At 34.2% G+C, this 23102-nt stretch carries 14 protein-coding genes; all 14 read right to left on the bottom strand.

The window, feature by feature from the left end:
* Positions 1-235: 235 nt before the first annotated feature.
* The gene (locus AC5SR4_RS11685) at positions 236-2170 is read right to left on the bottom strand and encodes a glycoside hydrolase family 97 protein (protein ID WP_495356424.1); all 1935 of its coding nucleotides are present in this window, start codon (positions 2168-2170) and stop codon (positions 236-238) included.
* 844 nt (positions 2171-3014) lie between these two features.
* Entirely contained in the window at positions 3015-3287 is a 273-nt protein-coding gene (locus AC5SR4_RS11680; RefSeq protein ID WP_495356423.1) for an alpha/beta hydrolase, read from the bottom strand.
* Between the two features lie 284 nt (positions 3288-3571).
* Positions 3572-4414 carry an RteC domain-containing protein gene (locus AC5SR4_RS11675; protein WP_495356422.1) on the bottom strand — a complete coding sequence of 281 codons (843 nt, stop codon included), beginning with the start codon at positions 4412-4414 and terminating at the stop codon, positions 3572-3574.
* Positions 4415-4930: 516 nt separating this feature from the next.
* The gene (locus tag AC5SR4_RS11670) at positions 4931-6049 is read right to left on the bottom strand and encodes a metallophosphoesterase (RefSeq protein WP_495356421.1); all 1119 of its coding nucleotides are present in this window, start codon (positions 6047-6049) and stop codon (positions 4931-4933) included.
* Positions 6027-7586, bottom strand: a complete 1560-nt coding sequence (locus AC5SR4_RS11665; protein WP_495356420.1) for a glycoside hydrolase family 2 protein — start codon at positions 7584-7586, stop codon at positions 6027-6029. Before AC5SR4_RS11665 ends, AC5SR4_RS11670 begins: the two co-directional genes overlap by 23 nt.
* Positions 7587-8100: 514 nt before the next feature.
* Entirely contained in the window at positions 8101-10986 is a 2886-nt protein-coding gene (locus AC5SR4_RS11660) for a M16 family metallopeptidase (RefSeq protein WP_495356419.1), read from the bottom strand.
* 83 nt (positions 10987-11069) lie between these two features.
* Positions 11070-12455, bottom strand: coding sequence for a RagB/SusD family nutrient uptake outer membrane protein (locus tag AC5SR4_RS11655; protein WP_495356418.1), 1386 nt, complete (start codon positions 12453-12455; stop codon positions 11070-11072).
* Positions 12456-12471: 16 nt separating this feature from the next.
* On the bottom strand, positions 12472-15768 hold the full coding sequence (locus AC5SR4_RS11650) for a SusC/RagA family TonB-linked outer membrane protein (RefSeq protein WP_495356417.1): 3297 nt from the start codon (positions 15766-15768) through the stop codon (positions 12472-12474).
* A gap of 386 nt (positions 15769-16154) precedes the next feature.
* The gene (locus tag AC5SR4_RS11645) at positions 16155-17342 is read right to left on the bottom strand and encodes a FecR family protein (protein WP_495356416.1); all 1188 of its coding nucleotides are present in this window, start codon (positions 17340-17342) and stop codon (positions 16155-16157) included.
* Positions 17343-17546: 204 nt separating this feature from the next.
* Entirely contained in the window at positions 17547-18143 is a 597-nt protein-coding gene (locus tag AC5SR4_RS11640; RefSeq protein WP_495356415.1) for an RNA polymerase sigma factor, read from the bottom strand.
* Positions 18144-19080: 937 nt separating this feature from the next.
* Positions 19081-20337, bottom strand: a complete 1257-nt coding sequence (locus tag AC5SR4_RS11635) for a site-specific integrase (protein ID WP_495356414.1) — start codon at positions 20335-20337, stop codon at positions 19081-19083.
* A gap of 373 nt (positions 20338-20710) precedes the next feature.
* The gene (locus tag AC5SR4_RS11630; protein WP_495356413.1) at positions 20711-21421 is read right to left on the bottom strand and encodes a hypothetical protein; all 711 of its coding nucleotides are present in this window, start codon (positions 21419-21421) and stop codon (positions 20711-20713) included.
* 6 nt (positions 21422-21427) lie between these two features.
* Complete coding sequence (locus AC5SR4_RS11625; protein WP_495356412.1) at positions 21428-22240, bottom strand: hypothetical protein; 813 nt, start codon at positions 22238-22240, stop codon at positions 21428-21430.
* Between the two features lie 57 nt (positions 22241-22297).
* Entirely contained in the window at positions 22298-23098 is an 801-nt protein-coding gene (locus AC5SR4_RS11620; RefSeq protein ID WP_495356411.1) for a DUF4138 domain-containing protein, read from the bottom strand.
* Between the last annotated feature and the right edge of the window lie 4 nt (positions 23099-23102).

Here is a 23102-nt window from a genome sequence, read left to right as displayed (position 1 = left end):
TTCCTCATTTTTTTTACGAAAGATATTTAAACGCACTCACTACATTTGATATACTAATGATATCTAAATACATTTAAGAACTTCCGGATCCTCCCAATCTTAATTAAGTTGAGCATGAAGCATTGTACTTGAAAGCAGACAACATGTTAATGAAGCATAAAAAATTGACAAGTGTTTCCTTACTTATTCTTTTAGACTGTACTTCTAATGTGTCTATTAATATTATAATCTTCTTTTAATTTATTATCACAACACCTCCATTACTAGGAATCTTTAACTCAACCTCTTGATTTTTTTTATGTTTTAAATTTATCACCCCTTCTTTAGATTGTTTTCCATCTGCATATATTTTTAATGTCTCACCTGCAGCAAGCATGGGAAGCTTTATTTTAATTTTTAACTCTTCTTTTTGGGCATTAACTCCAGCAACATACCATCTATCTCCATGTCGACGGGCTAAAACCACATACTTACCTGGGTAGCCATCAATAAAAACAGTTTCATCCCAAGTGGTTGGTACATCTCTTAAATAATCCAATTGATATTCTGGTATATCTTTGAGATTGTTTGGTGTTAAACCCATCATTTGAATAGGGTTTTGAAAAAGAACACTAGTAGCCAATTGAAAGACATTGCTTGTTAAACGTTCTTGCCCTTTGGCATTTCCTTTGTTTAAATAATTGTTCAATAGTACACCGCCAAACTCCATACTGGCTACAGAATTACGCATAAAAGGATGTAAAGCAGCATAAAAAGATTCTTTGTTTCGAACGTCTTGCAAAAAAACAAGCATCTCTGAAGCCATTACAGCTTCACTACCTACAAAGTTTGGATACATGCGTTCCCAACCACGGGGCAATGTAGCGCCATGAAAAATAACCATGAGACCATAATCATTGGCATCAGAAAGAATGTCTTCATACAAACGCATGGTCTCTTGTTTATCGCCACCAAAAAAGTCAACTTTCAAACCTTTTACGCCAACTTCTTTTAGCCATTTCATTTCCTTCTTTCTGGCTATTGCCGTATTCATTTTATCCTTTGGTGTTTGAGGAGCATCGTTAACACTTCCATTGGAATTGTACCAAAGAAAAACTTCTACGCCCTTAGACCTTGCATATTCTATAAGATCCTTCATTCTTTCATAACCAATATTCCTATCCCACCAGGCATCAATCAAAATATACTCAAAATGCATAGCCGCTGCTAAATCTATATACTTTACTTGGTCTTCATAATTCATACTTTCATCTTGCCAAACAATCCAGCTCCAAGTACCACGTCCAAATTTATAATCTTGAGAAGCATCATAAAGAGGGTCCACTACACTGTAAGGAATGGTAGTTTCTACAATGGGTTTTAAGGTTTCACCAACGGTAATAGTACGCCAAGGCGTAATTCCTGGAAGTCCAATTTGGGCACCTGTACTACCAAAACCATTGTTGTTTTTCATATCGGGATAAGCTACTGTGTAAACACCATCGTGATAGTTACTCAAATGGGAAGCACAATAATGGCTTGATACTCCTGTTTCCGATACTAATACCCAGCCGCTATCTCCTACATGAAATAATCCGGGAAACACATAACCGAACTCAGCCGTGTTAGATTCCATTGCTGCATCCACTGTATAACCGCTTTCATAACTTGGAGCAGTACGAGCAAAACCAGTCATTGGTTCCATCATTGGTGATAAGAAAGAGGTGGTAAATGATGGAAATTTATAACCTGTGGCTTCTTCTATTATCACACAAGATAATGTTTCTCCCCAGGCAGGTAATTCATACCTTATGGCGATATCATTATTGCTTACCTGGAACACAATAGATAATTGTTTTTTATCAGCATTTGCAATAGTGAATCTGAGGCTATTGGCTTCATATAGTATTTCCGATTGCTTGATCTTTTCTTCTTTAAATTGCTTATTGACCTCTCCTTTACTTGATTCAACAAAACTCACGTTTTCATCAAAAGTACCTTCATTGGTTTTAAGTCCCAAAGGTGAATTTTCAAGAATAATCTTATTGTTATAGACCACTGAATAGATAGGTTTACCGTTTTCAACAAAAACATTTATCTTAAGTTTGCCATTAGGGCTTAGTACTTCAGCATTCTGCGAAATAACAGATGATGAAATCATTAAAAAACATAGAAGTATTACTTTATTCATTTTTATTAAATTTATTTTTAAGGTTCAATTTTCTTTATTCTAATAGTTTTAGATACACAACAAATCCACCCCGACGTAACATTTTTACATCAACTGCACTTAATTTGTCCACAACCATATATTTGGTTGAAAACACTTTATCGTGTTCGCCAATCTGATTATTTAGCAAACAAGTTAAAAAGTCCACTGGCACTCCTAACCCCATTAAGGTAACCATTACATTTTTACTTGTATCTTTATAAATGTCTTTAAATTTTTATGGCAAAAAAAAATGAAAATATTTCATCTTGTAGTTTCGACTTAAACTCACTAAATTCAACTACTTTTTTCATTGAACTCAAATTGAAACTTTAAATTAACATTAAACATAGCTCCTTTCTTTAAGTCATTTAAAAAACTGGTGTTCTACTTTAAAAAAAACAAATATATCACATAGACCTAAAACCATAAAATTTAATAGCCTTACATTACCCCAAACTTTAGGCAAGCATAAACATCTATTCCTGTAATAGTCCTCTTGCTTTCAACCATTTTCTACACACCTCTGGCCATGAGGATACCGTACCTCCAAAATTACATAGGCCATAACCATGGCCGCCATATTCATAAACATGACGTTCACAAGGAATTTCATTTTTTTTTCAGTGCTAATGTATATTCAATACTGTTTTCTACAGGAACAGTACCATTATCTATGGAATGCACTATAAACGTAGGAGGTATCTTGTCTGTTGCAAATCATTCGAAAAATATTTTACCGTTTCTGGTGAAGGGTATTTCCCAAGTAAGTTTTCGCGTGAACCTTGGTGAGTGATACTTAAGTCCATAGAAATCACTGGATAAATTAATACTGAAAAATCAGGTCGAGCACTAATTGTATCAACCGATTCATAAACCTTTTCGTTGAAATGAGTAGAAACGTAGACGCCAAATATTCACCAACTGAAAATCCCATTATATCAATTTTATGTGGATTGATACCCCATTTTTTAGCATGACGACGTACCATACGGATGACTTCTTGTCCATCTTGCATAGGAGCAATAGATTTATTTTTCATAATGGCATCATCTGGTAAACGATAATACAAAACAAAAAGCCGATATTCCCAAGTCATTTAACCATTTAGCTACTTCAATACCATAAAACAAAAAAGGGATACCGAAGTATCCCTTTTTTTTGGTTAGTCGGGATGACAGGACTATCTAAATTTACATAATACACTGATAAACAATGATTTAAAACTAATAAATCAAAGGTATTCACCGAATTATTCAATAATGTCAAAAAGAACTATTTTAAAACAAATTTTATTTGTTTGTAGATGGTAAATATACAATTTTATGATGTAATAGTACTAATTCAATTTGTTTTTTAATAATTAGTTTAGTCGAATATAATTCACGCATCATTTCTTCCAATCCATCTTATAAAACATGTCTTTAAATGGTCTAAATATCGCGTGGGTTTATCACGGTTTTTCATTCGGGAAGCTATGTTCTCATGGTCGCTCAAGTCGATATCGAATGCTTCTCCGAGAAATGACATGATGTCGTTTTTGGGTGTATTACCATGATTAATGTCGCCACTTTGCCACAGGGAGACCCCCAACTCCACGAGTGCGGCCTTGGAGCCGGTCCATTTGAATTTATACTTTTTTTGCAATGTCCTACGGATTCCAGCCATCGCCTTTTTGTTCTTTAATAGTGCTATTTTGGTCAATAGATAATTTATAAGCTCATCATTGGCCATGATCGTTGCCAGGATGCTGTCATGGTTTGTTGAAAAACGATGGTCAAAGAAACAATAGGGTGCTTGTGTATGTAGGTAGTGGTTATTGTTGGTACGTACGTAGTAATGTGAATCCAGATGTGTGGCACCACTGCAATGGTATTGGTAAAATTCCAAATGGTCATGGAAATACTTTTGCAGATGTTCTATGGCCCTCTCAAAATATTTTATCTGTAATTTTTTGCTCCCTATGGGACATTTGGTCTCTATCTGAAACCGTTTAATGAAATAAATCAGTTTGCCGTGCACCTTTGGTTTTATAGCCTTAAAAAATGTGATTTCGTCGTCCTTTGTCTTGAACCCATTTTCCAAAACGTCGTTTTTTAGTTGTCCCAATACCATTTCGGTTAGTTTGATGCCTTCTTTCAAGTTGCCCAGGGTATCGTCTTGGACTGTTTCCAGTTCCTTGAGCTGGGCCTCAAGGTTTTTTATAAGGGTGTTGTAGGTTTTCAATAGCTAGTGTTTTTAGATTAGTATATGTCCCGTGAGAGCAACCAAGGCATTAAGGGGCTGCTTTGGTCTACCTGCTATTAATTGTTCATTCCCTCGTAAATTATAGCTTATCTATATAGCTTTATTTTAATTATCTACATGTCAATTACTTAATGTTGTTTAAAAAATCTTTTTCAAATACTTTCATTTTTCGGCTCATACTTATTTAGTATCCAAAATAAAACATGGGCAACCTCAATTTGCATAGCGTCCATGTTGCTATGACTTAATATTGTTATCTATTAAGTCGGGTCGTGAAAATAATCACACTGTAACAAATTCTCTATTTCTGTTCCTTCATATTTGAAAACACGACACCCAATCTGCCTTTGCGACAGGCTGGGCTCCTGCGCTAAAAATGTACACTGCACATTTTCTTGACGCTTGGTCCGGATGTCGTGCGACTAATTCAAAAAATTAACTATGAAAAAAATTACGGTTCGTGATTATTTTTATGTTTCTGATCATTTTGATTTATTATTTAAATAAAATTGTTTTCAATCCTGTTTTATCGACTCTGTAAAATTTATTTCTTTTAATGAGCAACGCTTCTGATTTTCCCTCTGCATGAGGTATGTCCAGATTTATTACTTTATTGTCGTACCAAGCCGTGATGGTATCGGCTACAATGGTATGGCCTGTAATTATATGTTTTACATTGTACTTCTTTAGGGTTTGGTCTATTATCTGCTCAATCATTTCCTTTGCTTCTGTTTTGTAGTAATAGCCTCTGTACCATAATGGGCCGTTATTGCCCATAATGAGCTTTACGGTATCATTTTCTGTTGCCCTGTAATTGGCATAATGTGGACGTACGGTTTTGTTTATTTCTGAAATGGACATGGGCAGTTCATTTATCTCATGTGAGATACCTCCATGAACGAAAAGTAAATCTACTATTTTCTCAATAACGTTCTTTGTACGTAACCATTGACCTAATTCAGTATTTTCGCTATAAAGGTCTTCTAGTGGGATCCCCATAAGCTCTGCACTTTTTCTGTACTTGTCATTGACATAGCGCAGGTCTCCTGATAGGTTCATTGTCTCATGGTTGCCTAAAATAAGATGTACATAGCCTCCTGCCTGTTTAGCCTGTTCTTCTAATGCATAAAACAGCCAAAGACATTCGGTTACCTGATTACCTCTGTCAAACATATCTCCAGACAATACTAGATGTCCCTTACCAAAGATCCAGTTAAAATATTCATCAATCACTTTATTTTTTTGTAATAGTAACCGTAAGGCATCGAAATTACCCTCGATGTCTGACAGTGCTAACAGTTTTTTAGGTCTTGGGTATTCTGACGGTTCGTTGTTTAGTGGTCCTTTGAGTTGTGCCCTAAAGGTTTTCTCTGGTATATCTGTATTGACTTTGATGCTTGGTTTGGCCTTATTGAAGCTTTGCGTGTATGTTTTCCTTTGGACTGTTAGTTCATTGTTGTTTATGGAGTAAGCTATCATTGAAGAATCCGTGTGGAATATATAAGGCCCATCTGTTGATACTCTATGGTCTGTTTGTTGAGCGTAGCCGTGTAGTACCATAAGCAAAACAATAATCGGGGTTTGTGATACTTTATTTCTTATGGTACTGTTCATTGTTTTTTGCTTTGGTATTTGTGGCTGTTTGCTTTAACAAGCTTTCGTTGATGGCTTTGATTGTATGGATGGGAATCTTAAATACCTGTCTGTCAAAAGTCATCAATCCACATTGTTCCTGTTCGACATCATAGGGTTGTGTGAAGATCGATGCTGCTAGTCCTTGTTGTTCCATGGTCTTGATACGGGTCATCCAATCTTCGTACAGATATTGGAAATCCTCTGTACTGATCACCTCACCATGTCCCCATGAGAATGGCCATCCATGATCTTTTACCTTGGCAACAACACCTCCGAACTCTCCAAGCACCATCGCCTTGCCTTTATGTTTTATAGGTAGTACAGGATAGGAATAATGATGGGTAACTGAAAAGTCTCCTGAAGGGCCTTTATATGTTTTACTTCCTGAATTGGTGTTGACCAATCGTATGGTATCCAACTTTCTTACCATTTGCTCAATACGTAGTGTATCATAGGCTGCCCAGTCCTCATTGAATGGTACCCATGTGATGATGGAAGGATGGTTGTAATTTTGTTGTATCATGGTCTGTAGTTCCTTTTCGAACTGTTGGCGTGATGCTTTGGTATCTTTATCTTCTTTGAGTATAGGATATCGACATGGCATGTCTTGCCATACCAGTATCCCCAATTTGTCACACCAGTAGTACCACCGTGCCGGTTCTACCTTAAGGTGTTTTCTGATGGTATTAAAGCCCATGGCCTTGATCGTGCCTATATCAAATCTTAAGGCTTCGTCATTGGGTGCTGTGTAGCCTCCTTCCTTCCAGTAGTCTTGATCAAGTACGCCGAGATTGTAGATGTACTTGTTGTTCAAAAAGATACGCTCGTGACCGTTCTCATCCTTTTTGATCTCTACCTTGCGTATGCCGAAGTAACTGCGGACCTTATCGATTGTTTTGCCTTTGTGCTTTAACGTGATGTCCACATCATAGAGATAGGGATCGTCTGGTGACCAGGGTCTAATACCCTTTTGACTATTTCCTTCAGTAAGCTTTAGGGTCAATGGTCTGTCTGCCCTTCCTAGTATCTGGAAATTCCCGACCTCTATGAGGATGTCATGGCTTTTGGAATTGCCATCCACGGTGGCTTCCACGGTTACCGAACTATTGTCCAGGTTTGGGGTGATCTTGATGTCCTGTATATAGGTCTGTGGTACTTCCTCTAACCACACGTCCTGCCATATCCCGCTACAGGCTGTAAAGAACGAGGTTCTTGGCTTTAGGGTCTGCTTGCCCATAGCGATGCTACCTGTATCGGTAGGATCCCAGACACGTAGCTCAATTTCGTTGTTCCCTTTTTTTATATAGGGTGTGATGTCAAAACTGAAGGCGTCGTAGCCCCCTGTATGGGTTCCTAATTTGTGACCATTAATCCAAACGGTAGCTTCATAATCCACGGCATTGAAATGCAGGAGTAGTCTTTTGCTTTTATTGGTATCTATTGTGAAACTTCGTTTGTACCAAAGATATTGGCTTGGTAACAGTGGCTTTTGGACACCTGATAGCTGTGATTCCACTGGATATGGTACTTGGATAGTGCCTTTGTAGGTTGTCGGTTTACTGTTAGTGATCGTGTCGGTGATGGCATATTGCCAGGGACCGTTCAATGTGGTGTAACTACCTCTGACAAGATGGGGACGTAGATATACACTATCCAAAGGCAGCTCAAAGGTTTGACCAAAGGTTTGGGAAATAAGTAAAAGGCATAGAATGATTAATATTCTTTTGGAAAAATTTTTTAATATTCCAGTATTGACTCTTTTACGATACAAAGCTCTGGATGCTGATGTTTTATCTATTGTAATAAGTTTGCTCACATTATAAATTTTTCACAAATAAGTATTATAATAATGAAGCACAAATTTATCTTTATTACACTGCTTTTTTTATAATTTCCTACCTTCAAATCATTTAAAAAACCTTAAACCTACTAGACGAAGATTAAAGATAAAAGGAAATATGTTTAGTTTGATTAAGTATTATAAAGTAGCTTTTTATGACTTCGCGCTATATTATATTATTATTAAAATATTATTTTCCTTCTTTCTCATTAACCTCAAGCTTATAATCATTTGGAATAACTATTATCTCAATCAATTTGTTTTTACTTAAATATTCATTAGCCATGTTTTTTACATCTTCGATATTTATATTATCCAGTATGTCTTCATATGATGCTATAGCTTCAGGGTCTCTGTTATATAAATATTGATTGCTTAGATAGTCATTCCATCCATAACTGTCGTTTGGATAAATTTCATTTACTCTAACAATTGATTTACTTCTATCAATATATGATTTACTAATGTTTCCCACTTGTAATTTTGCTATTTCTTCATGGGTATATTTAATAATAGCATTAATGTTTTCTGGGTTGATACTTATATAGTTTATGGTTAAATCATACTCATCAGGATTACTAAACTGAATATTAAGAGCTGGAGCAACACTAAAAACAACCCCTTCTTGTGTACGGAGTCTTTCCAATAGAAGTAGTCTTAATAATCTTTTTAAAAACTTAAGTTCAACGATTTTTTTATCACTCAAATTATTATACTCACCATGAAATCTTAATACTATCTTACCTTCATAAACTTCATCATAAATGATTTTTCGTGTTTTACCATAGCCATTTTTGATTAACTCTGTATTTGAAATTTTACTTTTTTTAACAACAGGATTAAAATATTTATGTTCTTTTTTTGGAAGATTTCCTATATATTTTAACAGGTATGGTATAATTTCTTTTTCCTTGAAGTTACCTGTTATAATGAAAGTATAGTTCTTAAAGTCTCTAAAGTATAAATCATATACTTTGAAAACATCCTTCAAAAGAATTTTGTCAAGGTCTTCTATAGATGGAGTGCTTTCTCCATTGAGCTTATTACTGAACTTATTGAATTCTGAACTATTTTTTTTTGATCTTCTATTATTTTCTCTATATAAAAATTCGTCCCTAGTTTTAGACTTCCAATTCTTAAACGCAAACTTGTCTTCCTTTAACCCCGCTATAAATATATGTAACAGTTGAAGTATTTGTTCTATATTTTCTTTATCAACAGAGCCTTTAAAACCTCTTACATTCTTTTTAATATATGGTACTAAGCTTATATCATAATACTCCATAAAGTGTTCTAATTCCGATGCAGACATATTCTTAAATCCTTGATTTTTAATTACGGATGATAAATAATTTTCTGCCCAAAACATTTCTTTAGAAAGCAATTCAGTGCCACCTGGTATAAATCCATTTAGATTAATTCTCTCCTTTTCAATTTTATTAAAATCTTTTAAAGACGGTTTTAAAATGATCTTTATTCCATTATCCAAAACAACTTCAGTGGCAGAAATTTTTTCTATTTTAAACTTTTTTTTCAGTGATGTAATAGGAAGATTAATTATTTCATCTATTTTAATAGTTGGTTTTACATCTTGAAGTTTTGTTGATAGCTCACTAACATAAGGAGGCAATTCTGAATTTTTTATTTCTGCTACCCATTTATTTATGGTTTCTTCACTAGGTAATATTTTGCTATTATTTCCCGCAACAATAATATCTCTGTTATGGGGTTTGAACCAATCTTTTGACAAACTATTAACTTCTTCCAAAGAAATATTGTTAATTAGTTCTTTTATCATTTCATATTCAAACAATGGTGCTGGAGCTGACTTACCATAAAGGTAGTGACTTTGATAACTGTCTACCATTTGAGCATTGGAAATTAAATAATCTTTTGCTACATTCTGTTTTTCATCTAACAGGTCTTTTTTTGCCAAAATCAATTCTTCATTTGTAAAACCATAATGAACCACTTGTTCTATTTTTTTAATGAAACTTTGAAATTCATACTTTAAATTTTTATTGTTGTCTACTGCAATTTCAGTTTGTATTAAATCATACATATTAATCATTGCATGTTTTTTACAGTTAAACTTATACCCAATAGGACTATTGTTTGAATTAAGTATACGTTTAGCAATCATTTTATTGTATAATCCAGAAATTAATAGTTCTTGATAATCAGATTTGTTTTTGCGTACAGAATATTTTTCTTTAACATAAATACCAACTATATTTGTTTTTAAAGATTCTTCCTCGATTTTAAAAAAGTTATTCTTTCCTGTTAATGGTTCAAAGTATATTTCTTTTTCAGGGAAGTGCTCTGGCATTTTTAAATCAGACAACAAGAGTTTAATCTTAGATTCAACTTTGTCGACATTTATATCTCCAACAATAATTATTGCTTGCAAATCTGGACGATACCAATCTTTATAGAACTTTTGTAGCGAAGACAACTTGAAATTCTTCAGGTTTTTAATTGAAGCATTGTAGTTAAATAATAAAGAGGGTTTTTTAACAACTCTTTTAACATATTCGTCCATTAAAACAAATGTTGGTCTTCTAAATCGTAGTTCTTCTGCCACAACTCCTCTTTGCGCATCAACTTTAACAGAATCCAATGATATTTGATTTGCCCAATCTCTACAAACCTTTAACACATCTTCTATTAAGTTAAGGTTTTTTTTGTTTAGTTTAATGTAATACGCGGTATAGTCTCCTGCAGTAATCGCACTTATTTGTTTTCCAAAGATTAGACCCGCCTTTTCTCTAAAATAATCAGAAGCTGGAGGGAAGTTTTTTGTGCCCTCAAAAGCCATGTGCTCTAATAGGTGGGCTAACTCACGTTGATCTTCGCTTTCTTGCTTTCTACCTGCTCCAATAAGAAATTTAATATATGTATCTTCTCCAGAATTTGAATTGTTTCTTAAGTAATAAGTAAAACCGTTTTTAAGCTTTCCATATTTTACTTCTGGGTCTAATGGTATTTGATCGTTTAATTTAGGTTGTGATATGTTTTGGCAAGATATTGTTAAAGACTGTAAAAGCAATACAGCATATAATAAGCATTTTTTCATTTTTTCTAATATAATTTTCTTAGTTAAAGAATATGCCCCAGAATACCTTTGTTAATAAAGTTCTGGAGCATAACTTTTAGGGTTTAATATCCCATATTTTGATCAAGATTTGGATTCACATTAAGTTCATCCTGTGGTATTGGGTACAACATGTCAGATTCAGAGAGATTTTCTTTTATTACTCCTAAAACTTCTATGGCTCTATCGGTTCTCTTTAAATCAAACCACCGGTGTCCCTCCGTAAATAACTCTAATTGTCTCTCTTTTTCGATAAGCAATAGTAAATCAGCTTTGCTGATATTAGGCTGTGAATCAGCTATAAGAGGAAGGCTCGCCCTTAAACGTATTTGGTCAATATCAGCAATGGCACCTGAAATATTATTTGATTGAGCTCTAGCTTCTGCTCGAATCAAATAAACTTCAGCTAATCTAAAAAGTGTAGAATACTCAGTTATTGGTTGATCACTTTCGTATACCTTATACTTGTTAGGGTAATACAATGTATCATTACTTGATACAGAACTAGTTATCCAATTAATTAACCGTTTATCTTCTAAGTTGAACTCCTCTACAAAATTATCCCTTAATATATGTTTAATTGTAGATGCTCCTCCAAGGAAAAAAAGTCCTTCTTTTGTATTTATTCCTGTAGAAGTTGTATAGATGCTTCCAAATTGCCAAATAGCTTCTCTACTATCTCTTAAAAACACACTGTTAAGATCAAGTGTTAATTCATAATTCGAATCATCAATGACCAAAGTTGCAAATTGAGAGGCTTTTTCCCAATCTTGAAGATATAAATATACCCTAGACATCAATGCGTAAGAAGTTGCACGATTAGGACGTGTTCTTTCATCCGAAATATAATCCTCACCTAAAAATTCATTTGAAAATTCTAAATCTGTAATAATTTGTTCATAGACTTCACTGATAGATGTTCTTGATACTTGTGAATTAGTAGTATAATTGGAAGTTGTAATTAAAGGAACTTTTCCAAAAAAATTCACAAGATAAAAATGGCTAAACGCTCGAATAAACCTCGCCTCCCCTAGTAACTGATTTCTTACTCCTTCTGAAATAGCATTAGAACTCTCTATGCCCTCTATTACGGCATTTGCTTCATAAATAGTTTTGTAAATTGAAGTCCATTGTTGAAAAATATAAGGATTATCAGAGAGTAACTCATTTGATTCTAATGCAATAAAATCCAGTTGTTCTGTGTAGTTAATCAATTCATCGGACGATAAGCCACACAACATAATTGTACTTCTAAAATCTCCACTCATAAAACTACCATCAATCATATCGTTATAAATACCTAATACTGCTGAAGTAGCTGTAAGATCACGGCTAAATACATTAGTCTTTGTAACTTGAGATTCAGTTAATTCAACTTGAATAAAATCCTCACAAGACAAAAACATTAAACTTATGGTGTAATAAAAACATATTATTCTATTAATTTTCATAATTTTTTCTTTAAGATTAAAATTTAAATTGACATCCGAATGTAAGAATTCTTAAAGGCGGTAATCCCATTCCAGTCTCTGGATCCCATCCCTTATAATTGGTGATGGTAAATAAATTCTGCCCCTGTAGATACAATCGAAAATTTTGAAGGCCTAACTTTTCGGCAATTATGTCTGATTGATAAGAAAGTGTAATTGTCTTCAACCTAATAAAGGAGGCGTCATCTATTACAAAATCACTTTGTCTTAAACGACTAAGTGGAGAAAAGCTAGAAAAACTTCTAGTAATTGCCTGAAATGGAGTTTGGTCTCCTTCTTCTTGCCAATAATTATCTACAATATCTACAAATTGATTTACCCTTCCGTATCCAGGAGGATTTGTTTGATATTCTGCTTTAGCTTTATTTTGTTTGACCCACTGAAATAAAAATGATAACTCAATTCCTTTGTAGCTTATAGTATTACTAATTCCTCCATATTTTTTTACAAAGGGTTTTTTAAATTGTCTATCATTATCATTAATGGTGCCATCATCGTTAATATCTTCAAAAGTGTAAAAACCAGTAGTTGAGTCAAGCCCCGTGTAAGTATATAAACGTTCAATATTCAAAGGCTCACCAACTTTGTAAAAATTGGCATAAGAAGAATTCTCAATATCATCAAATTTAACAAGCTTATTTTTGGGTATGGAAAAATTTAACCCTGTAGTCCATTTAAAATCTTGTTTATGAATATTAACTGTACGCAATTCAAATTCCCAACCAGTATTCTCTATAGTAGCATCAAAATTTGCAAGGACAGAACTAAATCCTGTTGTAACGGGTAATTTGTATTCTATCAATTGATTAGAGGATCTATTCTCATACCTGTTCACTGATGCATATATTCGGTCATCCCAAAAACCAATTTCTAATGCTATATCAAATTTTCTTGTCTTTTCCCATGCATAATCTGGATTAAACAGTTGTGTAGGAGTTAAACTTATAGAACCATCATAAAAGCCTCCTATACTATATGTATCATAATATTTGTAATCACCAATTTGATCATTCCCTGTTATCCCATAACTGGCTCTTATTTTACCAAAACTAAAAAGAGAAAGATTTTTTATAAATTTTTCTTCAGAAAATATCCATGCAGCACCTACTGAACCAAAATTACCGAACTGATATCCCGGGCCAAAACGAGATGAACCATCTCTTCTAGCTGTTAGATTTATTAGATATTTATTTTTCCAATCATAACCTAAACGAAAAAATAACGCCGCATATCTATAATTTCTATCTATATCGCCACCTATATAGGACGTAGGTGCTGCTGATAAAGACCCCAGAAAAACATCAGATGTATACCCCGAACCTTCGGTTACAAAATAATTGCTTTTACTTTCTTGAAAAGTTGTACCCAATAAAATATTTAATGAATGTGAATTAAAACTCTTAACATAATTTAATTGGGGCTCTACTATCCAAGAAGATCTTCTGGTTTGAGAGAGTGAATTGCTTGCTGTTCTTGATGATACTCTACTCGGATCTATGGCGCTTAAAGGATTTTTTCTGAATTCTTCTCCATTTAAATCAGTATAACCAAAATTCACATTCAAATTTAAATCAGGTAATAATTTATAAAGTACAGAACTATTTACAACTAAACTATTATTAGAAATTTCTGCTGTATTAAGGCTTTCTGCCAAAGGATTATTAAAAGTTGCACGTCCATTACTGGGGTTTGGAGCCCAATTTAAATCTCCATTCTCATCATAAAGCGGCGGTGCATTTGGAGGCAGTGTAAATACACTACTCACAATTTGGTTACTATTAAATAATTTACTTTTATTAATTCCATAACTTATAGACAGTTTGGCATTTAATTTTTGATCATTTGATATATGATTCATACTGTAATAGGCATTGGTTCTATTATATCCAAAATCACCGGGAAAAACCATTGTTTCTTTATGATGGCTACCTCCTAACCTAAATGATGTATTTGCCGTACCTCCTGAAATGCTAGCTTGTACATTTGAAATGCTTGAACTTTTAAACAACTCCTTTTGCCAATCTGTATATCTAGAAGCATCCCAAACTCCGTTTAGGTCATAATCACTAGATCCTGGAGTACGTCCCGCATTTGCAAATGCCTCCTCTCTAATTGTTAAATATTGTTGTGTGTTTAAAAGATCTATGGTACTTGTTATTTGTCCAAAACCACTGTAAATATTTAAATCAATTTCTGCTTTACCTGATTTTGACTTTTTGGTAGTAATCAATATAACACCATTTGCCCCTCTAGACCCATATATTGCTGTTGCATCTGAATCCTTCAAAACTTCTATACTTTCAATATTAGAAGGGTCCATTGCTGCTAAAGGATCAATACCTCTTTGCAGAAGATCTGAATTTCCAATCAATGGACTTGAATCTACGGGCAATCCATCTATTATATAAAGAGGATAATTACCATCTGACCTAATACTATTCTTTCCTCTTATCTCAATTTGTACAGCAGCACCTGGTGTTCCATTATAGGGTGTAATATCTAAACCCGGAACACGCCCTTGCAGTGCCATTAAAGGGGTGGTAACTGGTTGTAATTCTATATCTTTTGCAATTACTTTTGATATACTACCCGTTTTTGTTTTTTCAGTGGTAGTGTAATACCCTGCGTTTAAAATCACTTCATCCAACTGCCCGAGTTCTTCTTTTAGTGTAACATTTATTATACTTTGGCTACCTACCGTGACTTCCTGTGTCGCAAAACCTAAAGCCGAGAACACCAATACATTTTCTGGGTTGGGTACTGTAAGAGTATAAGAACCATCAAAGTTGGTTGCAGTACCTTTTATTGTGCCTTTTATCAGCACGGTTGCGCCTGGTATGGGTGCGCCGTTTTCGTCGGTTACTTTACCAGATACCTGGATTTGTTGTATGGTTTTGGCTTCTTTAATCATAATTGTATTATCTGCGGTTAATACAACATTGTAATTACCAGAAGCAATACTCAAATTGATTAACTTATCCATACGCATTGCACCTTTTTTAAGGTGTACCTTGGGCATATCCTTAAAAAGGTCCTGTGGATAAATAAAACTGTAATTGGTTTGTGATTTAATGATATCGAACACTTCGTCAACAGATACTTCTTTATCTGCATCTATTTTTACCGTTGTTTGCGACATACCAATTTCTGTATTGAAACTGAAAACCGTTGTGCAGAGTAATAGAATAAATGTTCGCATCATCATTAATAGTAGCCTTTTTATAATCCCAATTTTCATTGGGAAAAGAAGGGCTTTAGTTAATTTAATTTCCATAAATTTGTGTGTTATTAGTTAGTTAAACATTTAATTGATTAATAATGATATTAGGGGGATTTCAGTTTGATACTTTTCCGAGTTGTTACTGATTCCTCCTTTTTATTTCAGTGTATTTGTTTAAGTCATAAGCTTTTATTTTAAGTTGAACTTGAGTGATATGCTTTAATTTTATATTTCCTTCTTTCTTTCAATACTTTTTGCTTGACCAAAAAGTATTCAAAAAGTCAAGACTTACTTTTAATACATTGAAAATCTGGCGCCATTGGTTTATCGTGTGCATTGCAACCGCTACGCTTCGGCAATTCTCCACCGCCCAACACGACCCAAAGGCTTGATTTTACTACTGAATTAAAAGATAGGTCGATTGTTTTCATACTTAATTATCACTTTAAGATTATGGTCTTGTTATTGATTTCGTAGTTTTTAATTGCTTCGAAATTTTTGATTGTTTCCAAAATGCTCTGAATATTTTTTGATTTATGTATTGCCCCATTAAAGCCCATAGTTTCAAGTTCTTTGCTCTCAAAGGTTACATCCATATCATACCATCTTGACAGCACCCGCATGATTTCTTTAAGAGACTTTCTCTTGAAGCTGAATAAACCGTTCTTCCACGAAATCTCATCGAAAATCTCAACATTGGCAATCTGCAACGTGTTATATGTCGTATTTAATGTTGCTTGTTCTCCTGGAGCTAGGATTTGATTTTGATCATGAGTAGTTATTGAAACCTTACCTTCTACCAAGGTGGTGTAAATATGGGTTTCGTCTTTGTATGCCTTGATATTGAACTCGGTTCCCAACACCTGAACTTCCTGATTGTTATTATACACTTTGAAGTCCGCCCCATTATGTTCCGTACTTGGCGATACATCAAAATAGGCCTCACCATATACAAGTTCTACCTGACGGCTTTCGCCATCAGTAAAACTTACAGGGTATTTTAGTTGGGTTTCTGAATTCAACCATACCCTAGTACCATCTGAAAGGGTCATTTTAAATTGCCCTCCTCTTGGAATCGTTAAATAGTTATAGACTAATTCGTGGGAAGAACTATTAATATAGGTGATTTCTTCACCGTTACTGGTGGCATTTTGTGTTTGGTATTGGGTGCCTTTTTCTAATGCAACTATTTCTCCTGTTCCTAGTGTTAAGGTTGCTTTGTCGGAACCAGGAACAATGTTATTATTTACTATAATAGGCTCAGCAAATTGTGGTGTTTTATTCCTTTTATTCATAAAGAATGTTACAGAAACAATGAGAACAATAGAGGCCGCAATACCATACCATTTGTAATATGATCTTCTTGATGCGGGTCTAATTTCAACCTCCTTTTCTTCCATTTTATCAATGATACTGGCCAATAACTCTTTGGATGAATAGTTTGCATTCATTTCATCCAGATTACTAACACTTATTTCTGACCAATGTTCTTCTAACAAAGCTTTAATTTCAGTATCGTTTTGTTTTTTGCTTATATATTCCATGAGCTGGTCAAACTCCATTTTAGTCATGGTGTTTTCCCGAAATCTCTTCAATAACTCTTTGATGTGTAGGTTGTTTCGTTTCATTAATTTCAAAAATGATTTTATGCTATATTTTATGCCAATTTAATAAGGTCTTTATAGTAATACACCTCATAATGTTAAAAGTTCTTTAAAAAAAGTGGAATAATATTAAATAAAATTGATTTCAATTGAATAACCAAGTAAAATACACTAATTAATCTATTGATTATTAGAACATTAAATAAAATGGATTACTTTAATGAAATTTTATAGATAACTTAAAAAAATTGCAAGTAAAAGTGCTGATTCAACATGAGGTCGTAATTGAATCTTAATCATTTCCATGACTTCTGAAACATAACTTTTTACAGTTTGCTCTTTAATATCAAGAAGAGAGGCTATTTCCTTATTGGATTTACCCTCCTCTTTTGAAAGGATATACACAGAGCGTTTTGTTTCGGGTAGTTGCTCAACAATTTCTGCCACAATTTCCTTATACTTTGAGAATAACAAATCCCTTTCGACATTCTCGTATTGATTGGTTATTCTACCCCAAAGTTCATTTTTTAAATTTTGACGACGAGACACAGATTTCAAATAATTGAAAGTGTGATTTCTGGCCACCATATATAGAAATGCGTTTAACGATTTTGATGGGTTCAACTTATCCCGTTTATCCCAAAGTTTGATGAAAACCTCCTGGATAATCTCTTCTGTAATGAACTCTGATTTGGTATAGGAAAAAACAAAGTAATACAACTTTTTTTCGTAAGCATGAAAGATCGTATTGAAAGCAAGTCTGCTTCCTTCTTTAAGTGCTTTTACAACTTTTGGATCTATTTCATTATGTCCCGAACTACTCACGATTTTGGAATTGAATTACATATTAAACTTTGGTTGTAATTAGTAAAAAAGTGCTCGAAATTGATTGAATAGCAATTACAATTTACAACAATATTAAGTAAAATTTATTAAACGATTACCAAATTAATTTTCTGCTTATTGCATTTTTAACACCTAAAACAGCATTGAAATCACTAGGGAATTTGGACTGAATACCCTTTAAAACCTTATAATTGTACTAGAATTTACTTGTGTAAATTTAACCTCTTTTCTAGTTCTCAATAATTGCATATTCTCACTTACCTTTCACTCAATTACTTTTGCATAGACTTGAGTTGATGGTAGTTTTAAATGACATAATAATTTGAAAACAGTTTCTATTGGTACTCCATTGGATAATGTTACTGTAGTTATGAATAAGTATCACATTCTATAAATGTGGAGGTTTTCCCGAATTAAGGACAACTATCATTTAATTGGTAATTATCCTACAGGAAAGCTCTATGTAAATGACTAGTGCGAATCTAAAGGAAGAGCAAGAGGGTAACACGTTTCACAATGTTACTTGATTTTATTTTGGCGCAATCCCTTTATTTAAAAGGGATTGAAAGGTTTTTGAATTTTGAAACAAAACGCGCCATTGGGTCAAAAGTCCTGAAACCGACCATAAACACTGAAAAAAAATGACCCAATAGGTTACTTTTCCTTGAAAAGGCCTGTCATCCCTTGTAAAGTGAAAAATTTTTTCGCTAAAATTCGGGGTTGGCTTTTAAGGATAAGACTGCTTGCCCCTTAAGCAATGGGGAGGTTTATGTATTGTGAAAACTACCGCATCCGCTATGCGGATTTGCTTCATTTTTAAACCTATTGGTTCTCCTTTCTCAAATCTTTTTTCTTTCATCAGCCATTTATCTTGCCAACCCCTGAACCAACAGCCTTAAAAACGTTGCTATACCCCCTATTGAGCCATCATTGGTGGTCGTTTCTTTTCCTTTGTCCTTATGCGTTCCAACAGGTTCTCTATGTCCTCACTAATCTTTGTCTCCACGACCCTAGCATATAATTGGGTAGTGGACAGCTTGGTATGTCCCAATAGTTTGGAAACGGTTTCTATAGGAACACCATTGGAGAGCATTACCGTGGTGGCAAAAGTATGTCTGGCAACGTGGAAGGTGATGTGCTTGTGTATCTTACAGTCTGTGGCTATTTCCTTTAGGTACTTGTTCATTTTCTGGTTGGAACAGATGGGCAACAGCTTTTTGGTGATGGCTGATTCTGGACAATCTTTATATTTATTGAGTATCTCCTGTGCCTTGGGCAGGATGGGAACCTTGACCACCTCGTCCGTTTTTTCCCGTCTGGTGAATATCCACTCCTTGTTGTCAATGCCCTTTGATATCTGTTCAGCCGTAAGTCCCCTGATATCGATGTAGCATAACCCTGTATAGCATGAAAACAAGAAGATGTCCTTGACCCTTTCCAAGCGTTCCTGTGTGAAACTGGTGTCCTCTATGAGCTTAAGCTCCCTTTCGGAGAGAAACTGCCTGTTGTATTTGTTGAACTTCAACTGGAAGTTCTGGAACGGGTTCCTGTTTATCCATTCTAATTTCACTGCAAGGTTGACCATTTTCTTGAGTCTTTCCAAGTGTTTCATAACACCGTTGTTGGTTAGGGTAAGCTCTTTCTTTATGTTTTTGTGGTTCCTTAAGAACTGTTCAAAGTCACAAATGAAACGGTAGTTCAATTGTTTTAGATAGATGTCGTCAACCTTAAATTTGTCGTTAAGGAACTTGTGCAGGTACTTTTCCGTGGTATAATAGTTTTTCATCGTCCCAGCCCTAAGGACTGTGACCATATTGGTGTTGTGGTAGGTTATGAGCTCCCTTAACGTCTTGCGGACATCATCCTGACCTAGATAACGTAATTTGACAGCCCTTGCCGTGACTACCTTGTTCTCCTCCAAAAGTTGTTTGTGACAGTCCAACAATTGGCCGTACTCGCGGTCAAGGTATTTGTTCAAAAGTTTGATATTTATAGTATTTCCCCTACACCTACCCTTGTTTTTGTCCCAATCGTTCACCGGAACGTTCCTTTTTAGACTAATTTCGGAACGTTTTCCACGAACCGTGATCCGTGCATAAATGGATAGATTTTCGGAAAACTTTTTGGTGTTCCTCGTGAAGAAAATTACTGAAAACGTAGTGTCTGTCTGCATTTTGAATGGTTTTGGTTAAACAATAATCAGTTTGTACAAACATCAAATTGTTCCCATTGGCTCCTTAAAATTACGACATTATTGATTAAGAACAGTTCACCGAATCGTTCACCAGTCAAGTGGTTTTAATTGATTTCAATTGATATCAATAAAAATCCAAAGCGCTGAAAATCACATAATTAACAGTGCTTTGTTTTTACATAAATTGGGTTCGTCGGGATGACAGAGTTCACATGACTCACACAACCCGTTATCTACCAGTATATTATGTCTTAATTTTCCAAATAGGACACTAATTAAGACATCAATAAGAGCTATTTATGCTTTCTATATATCAAAATTAATCAAATGAAATCAATTGTAAAAAATAAAGTTAAAGATATAGTCCAGGAATATAGGTTCTTGGTGTCAAAAAGGGCATTTCCAATCTGGTTTGAACAGTTTGATTAAAATTACAATTTTTGAAGTCCGTAATTTCAAAAAAATCGTTACAGGTAGGTTCAGAATTTAAGGTATAGACTAATCCAAAAGGAGGAAAAGTAATTTCTCCAAGCGTGTGGTATCCTTTTTCTGTTCTAGCTAATCCCCATCCATTCCTTACTTGTTTTGTTGCGGTATAATAAATGAAGACCCTTAAGCCTTGTGGAAGTTCATTGGACTCTTTGCTTAAAATAAAATCCGAAAGACCATTAACATTCAATAATTGGTCGCTTGTGTCTATAGACATAAACATTGAAAGTACTTGCTTCAAAATATTCAAAGGCTGTATAGCATATTCGAAAGTTATGTTTTTTGATGCCCAAATTCTATTGCTTAAAGCCATCATACCTAAATACGCAAATTTTTTATAGCTTTCACCGTAGTAACTATCCGTGAGATTATTGCAAGTTTTGCACAGATAATATCCCCCTGCACCTTGATTACTTCTAATTTGCTTTCCGAACAATGGACTTTTTTTATCGTGAAGATGAACTGATTTTTGAAAAAATACAGGATTTGAATTGAAAGCACTTTGTGGTGGAACGTGTTCGAACGTTAGTCTTTTGTGTTTCCCACATATTCTACAAATTCCTTCCCGCTTCAAATTGTGCTAATCCTTTATACTCTTAATTTTTTCAGTTAAGATATTGTTTTGTTTATTTTGTTTTGCCTGTCGTTCAACTCTTAAACCTAACCCCTTGGTTTGATTAATATGATTTGAAGTAAATTGATTGACGTGTGCATAAATAATTCCGATATCATTGTTCATTCGGGTGTCCCAATCAAATCCATAAAGTTCGTTTAACAATTCCGAAGGTGTCATTCTGAACAATACATTTGGATTTTTATAATTGCGTCCGTCGTCCAATAGTATAATCAAAAGATAAACCTTACTAAATCCAAGTTCACAGTATTCATTAGCTTGTTGAGTTCCCTTTTTCTGTACGCTAGCTACCTTGTTTATTTTTGGTGGTTGATTCTCCAAAGATTCAGATTTAACAATTTTACATTCAATTCCAATTGCATTTTCTGGTATTTCTTCTTCATAAAGAAGTATGTCAATATCACCGGGCATTTTATTGGGTATTGTGATAGGCTCTTTAACTCCACAATAATATTTAACCGAATTAGATTCAGGCAACAATTTGTCAAATAACATCTTTCGGAAATCGTTGCTTGCCATAAGCCAATTAACGATTTCATCTTCGGTCTCAAACGTTCTGGTCACACTAACATCAGGTATAGCATTGTTCACAAAAAATGAAATTTTTGATGAACCATCAATACGTTGTCTATCTGAAATTACATATTGAGTTATTTTTTGTTCAGGTTGTTTTTCTATCCGAAATAGAGTTTTGATTTTCCTTATAATTCTTGCTATGTTCACTTTTATTTGGTCAAGGATTCTGACGGAACGTCCCATTCAATATCTATAACAAAGATACTTTTAATCACAAAAAAAAGAGGTGATAAACACCTCTTAAATTCCAGTCTCTAAAACAACCTTTCGACTTCCTTTTAGTTCCTTCAGCTCCAGAACCAACTTTTCATTATCGCTCAACACAAATTTTGGCAAAACAAATACGAATCGCTTGGACTGTTTGTCTTTAATAGTGTCAGGCATTTGATATTTATAAATAACATCTTGCTGAAGCCTTTGGTAAGAGGCTTTCCGTTTCTTATTACCGTTGGTTCTGTAGATATTTAAGTAATCTATTTCGAAATTTATTCCGGATGTATTTTTAACTTCAATAAACAGGTACACTTCAGATGCATTATAAAAGGCCTTTTCTAATTGTAATTTAATCCCCTTTTTTCTTTTGGTTTTAACTGGAGTATAAGTCCGTTTTAATAAATATTCACTGAATTTTTTATAGTAAAGTATTTTATCGACGACGAGATTAATAGGTTTAGTTTTTTGTTGAATTTCAAAGACCTCCGCCTTTTCATTGCCAATACTTTTTTCTTCAGTAATAAAATAATTTAGTGTTGTCAAATGCTCCTTATATTTCAAAATATAGGAATAGACCATGCCATCGTTTGTGATGGCCAAAAGGTTACTTTCTGTTCCAGGTGTTGCCTGTAAGAGTCCAAAATACTGTGTTTTCTCCCGGTTGTAGGAAAACACAAAGTTATCCTTCCCGGTTATCCCCTGGCGGATCGGTTTTGGAAAGAACAGCGCAACACTTTTTTGATCGTTCACGTAAATGGTATCTAGAGCTTGTTGTCCCACTAAATAGTTTGAGCATATAGAAATTAATATTATAGTATAGATTTTCATAATA

Source organism: Aestuariibaculum scopimerae, assembly GCF_059428085.1.
The sequence above is the reverse complement of the archived record's forward strand: the minus strand, read 5'-3'. Positions and strand labels throughout refer to the sequence as shown.

Excerpts from the sequence above, each read along its gene's own strand:
- AC5SR4_RS11685 (WP_495356424.1), bottom strand. The coding sequence starts at position 2,170 with ATGAATAAAGTAATACTTCTATGTTTTTTAATGATTTCATCATCTGTT.
- AC5SR4_RS11680 (WP_495356423.1), bottom strand. The coding sequence starts at position 3,287 with ATGACTTGGGAATATCGGCTTTTTGTTTTGTATTATCGTTTACCAGAT.
- AC5SR4_RS11670 (WP_495356421.1), bottom strand. The coding sequence starts at position 6,049 with ATGAACAGTACCATAAGAAATAAAGTATCACAAACCCCGATTATTGTT.
- AC5SR4_RS11660 (WP_495356419.1), bottom strand. The coding sequence starts at position 10,986 with ATGAAAAAATGCTTATTATATGCTGTATTGCTTTTACAGTCTTTAACA.
- AC5SR4_RS11655 (WP_495356418.1), bottom strand. The coding sequence starts at position 12,455 with ATGAAAATTAATAGAATAATATGTTTTTATTACACCATAAGTTTAATG.
- AC5SR4_RS11650 (WP_495356417.1), bottom strand. The coding sequence starts at position 15,768 with ATGGAAATTAAATTAACTAAAGCCCTTCTTTTCCCAATGAAAATTGGG.
- AC5SR4_RS11645 (WP_495356416.1), bottom strand. The coding sequence starts at position 17,342 with ATGAAACGAAACAACCTACACATCAAAGAGTTATTGAAGAGATTTCGG.
- AC5SR4_RS11635 (WP_495356414.1), bottom strand. The coding sequence starts at position 20,337 with ATGCAGACAGACACTACGTTTTCAGTAATTTTCTTCACGAGGAACACC.
- AC5SR4_RS11625 (WP_495356412.1), bottom strand. The coding sequence starts at position 22,240 with ATGGGACGTTCCGTCAGAATCCTTGACCAAATAAAAGTGAACATAGCA.
- AC5SR4_RS11620 (WP_495356411.1), bottom strand. The coding sequence starts at position 23,098 with ATGAAAATCTATACTATAATATTAATTTCTATATGCTCAAACTATTTA.